4 protein-coding genes are annotated in these 2870 nt (G+C 39.8%); all 4 read left to right on the top strand.

Annotation, left to right across the window (positions count from 1 at the left end; translation table 11 throughout):
• The first annotated feature begins 216 nt into the window (after nucleotides 1-216).
• Complete coding sequence (locus LD39_RS23055) at nucleotides 217-357, top strand: hypothetical protein (RefSeq protein ID WP_197061409.1); 141 nt, start codon at nucleotides 217-219, stop codon at nucleotides 355-357.
• 246 nt (nucleotides 358-603) lie between these two features.
• Entirely contained in the window at nucleotides 604-1389 is a 786-nt protein-coding gene (gene sufC, locus LD39_RS08930; protein ID WP_035545371.1) for a Fe-S cluster assembly ATPase SufC, read from the top strand.
• Nucleotides 1390-1408: 19 nt separating this feature from the next.
• On the top strand, nucleotides 1409-2716 hold the full coding sequence (gene sufD, locus LD39_RS08925) for a Fe-S cluster assembly protein SufD (RefSeq protein ID WP_035545370.1): 1308 nt from the start codon (nucleotides 1409-1411) through the stop codon (nucleotides 2714-2716).
• Nucleotides 2716-2870 (top strand): aminotransferase class V-fold PLP-dependent enzyme (locus tag LD39_RS22575; RefSeq protein WP_156112598.1); only part of this gene is annotated, 155 nt, incomplete at its 3' end. The genes sufD and LD39_RS22575, both read left to right, overlap by 1 nt.

Raw genomic sequence — 2870 nt, 5'->3', positions numbered from 1 at the left:
GAAAAATAAAGAAAAACAGTTGAATTGGATATTTTTAGATGAATTAAGCGCTTACATGAATTGTAACGAATCATTTTTGCTCATTTCCGGGTTTATTTACAATTTGTTCCGGGTATCTACTTTGTGATAGTCTGAATTGTGTAAATAATCTGAAAGGGTGGATTCGTTATTAGTGACGATCTGAATTTAAATTACACTGCTGAGATGGATAAGGCCATGCATCAGGCGCATAATATGAGTTATGCAGAGTACAGCAGAAAGTTAGATACCCGATTAAAAGTTGAAGAGAAACGTCAACGTGAGTTCGAACAAAGTAAAAAGATGTTTGCGCAGGTAGAACGTCAATTGCATAAATAAAGAGGGAATCAGGTGACCTTTAGTTACCTGATTTTTTCATGTTATAATGAGAATGGAAAACATATAGAAATCTGTTGGAAACGACCGAAAAGTGTTGAAAAATGAGCGATTTTATCCTAAAAGGAAAAAGTTGATATCAGTTTCTATATGATATAAGATTGTAATGAGAATAAATTGAGAATGGTTCTTTGATCCATATTCAACCAGCACATTCCATAATAACAATAGATACTGGAGGTATTAACTATGGCAGGATCAACTTTAGAAATAAAAGATCTTCACGTAGAAATCGAAGGTCAAGAAATCCTAAAAGGTGTTAATCTTACAATCAACGGCGGTGAATTTCACGCTGTTATGGGGCCAAACGGAACCGGTAAATCTACTTTAGCGTCCGCGGTTATGGGTCACCCTAAATATGAAGTAACAAAAGGTGAAATCTTATTGGACGGCGAAAACGTTCTTGAAATGGAAGTCGACGAGCGTGCACAGGCCGGCCTTTTCCTTGCTATGCAATACCCTAGTGAAATCAGCGGAGTAACAAACTCTGACTTCTTACGTTCATCAATCAATGCTCAACGTGAAGAAGGCGACGAAATTTCTCTTATGAAATTCATTAAAGACATGGATTCTAAGATGGACACGCTTGAGATGGACAAAAACATGGCTCAGCGTTATTTGAATGAAGGATTCTCCGGCGGTGAGAAGAAACGTAACGAAATTCTTCAATTGATGATGATTCAACCAGCAATCGCTATTCTTGACGAAATCGATTCCGGTCTTGATATCGATGCGCTTAAAGTAGTTTCTAAAGGCATCAATGAGATGCGTAACGATGCATTTGGCTGCCTAATCATTACACACTATCAGCGTCTTCTTAACTACATCACACCAGACAAGGTACACGTTATGATGCAAGGTCGCGTTGTGAAATCTGGAGGACCTGAGCTGGCTCAACGTCTGGAAGAAGAAGGTTATGAGTGGATTAAACAAGAACTTGGAATTGAAGACGAAACGGTAGGACAAAAAGCGTAATCAAGATAGGAGGGTTAACATGACAGTAGAAGTCTCACTACCATACGATAAAGAGTATCTTACTCAATTTTCCCAAGGCCAACAAGAGCCTGAATGGATGAGAAGCCTTCGTCTTAACGCCTTGGAAAAATCTGAATCTCTACCACTGCCTAAACCGGATAAGACAAATATCCAAAAGTGGAACTTCACAGAGTTCAACCATCAGGTCAAAGGAGAAACTATTGATTCTTTAGACTCTTTACCTGCGGAAATTCAGGACTTTTTAGATAAAGAGAAAGTACAGCAAAATCTTGTGATTCAGCGTAACCATACGGTTGCCTACGGTACAATCGACCAGAAGCTGAAAGACCAAGGTGTAATTTTCACTGATATCGCAACCGCTCTTCGTGAGCACAGCGATTTAGTTGAGAAATATTATATGAACGATGCAGTGCACATGGACGAACATCGCCTAACAGCCCTTCACGCAGCATTAATGAATGGTGGTATTTTCTTATACGTACCTAAGAATGTTCAAATTGAAGATCCTATTCAAGCAATCTTCTGGCAGGAAGATCCTAAGGCTTCTTTAATTAACCATATTCTCATTGTTGCTGAAGAAAATAGTTCAGTTACGTATGTAGAGAATTACATTTCTCATAATAAAGAAGAGAAAACCTCAGCGAATATTGTTACTGAAGTAATCGCAAAAGACGGTGCAAAAGTATCGTTTGGAGCTGTAGACAACTTCGAAGCAGGTACGACAGTTTATACAAACCGTCGAGGCGTGGCTTATCGTGACGCGGTTATCGAATGGGCTCTTGGCCAAATGAACGAAGGAAATACGGTCTCTGAAAATATTACACATTTGATTGGGGATAATTCACACTCCAATGCGAAAACTGTTGCGATTGGCAGAGGCACTCAAAAGCAGAACTTTACCGCTAATATTACACACTTTGGTAAAGGATCAGATGGCTACATCCTGCAGCATGGAGTTATGAAAGACAAAGCGTCTGCTATTTTCAATGGTATCGGAAAGATTGAACACGGTGCATCTAAGTCGAATGCTGAACAAGAATCCCGTGTGCTGATGCTTAGTAAAGACGCTCGTGGAGATGCCAATCCGATTCTTCTTATCGACGAAGATGACGTAACAGCTGGACACGCTGCATCTGTAGGTCGTGTGGACCCAGTTCAGCTATATTATTTAATGAGTCGCGGAATCTCTAAATTCGAAGCAGAGCGCTTAATTATCCACGGTTTCTTAGCGCCTGTTGTTAAACAATTGCCTGTTGAAGCTGTTAAACGTCAGCTTACGCAAGTAATTGAAAGGAAAGTATATTAATGGATGTAAAAGCGGTACGTGATCAATTCCCGATACTGCATCAGGAAGTGAACGGACACCCGCTCGTTTATCTTGACTCATCTGCTACTTCTCAAAAGCCGATTCAGGTGATTGAGAAGCTTGATGAGTATTACCGTGGCTATAATTCAAATGT

It is taken from the genome of Halobacillus sp. BBL2006 (assembly GCF_000786645.1).
Classification (GTDB): Bacteria; Bacillota; Bacilli; order Bacillales; family Halobacillaceae; genus Halobacillus.
Note: the sequence above shows the minus strand (reverse complement) of the source record. Positions and strands in the feature narration are given on the sequence as shown.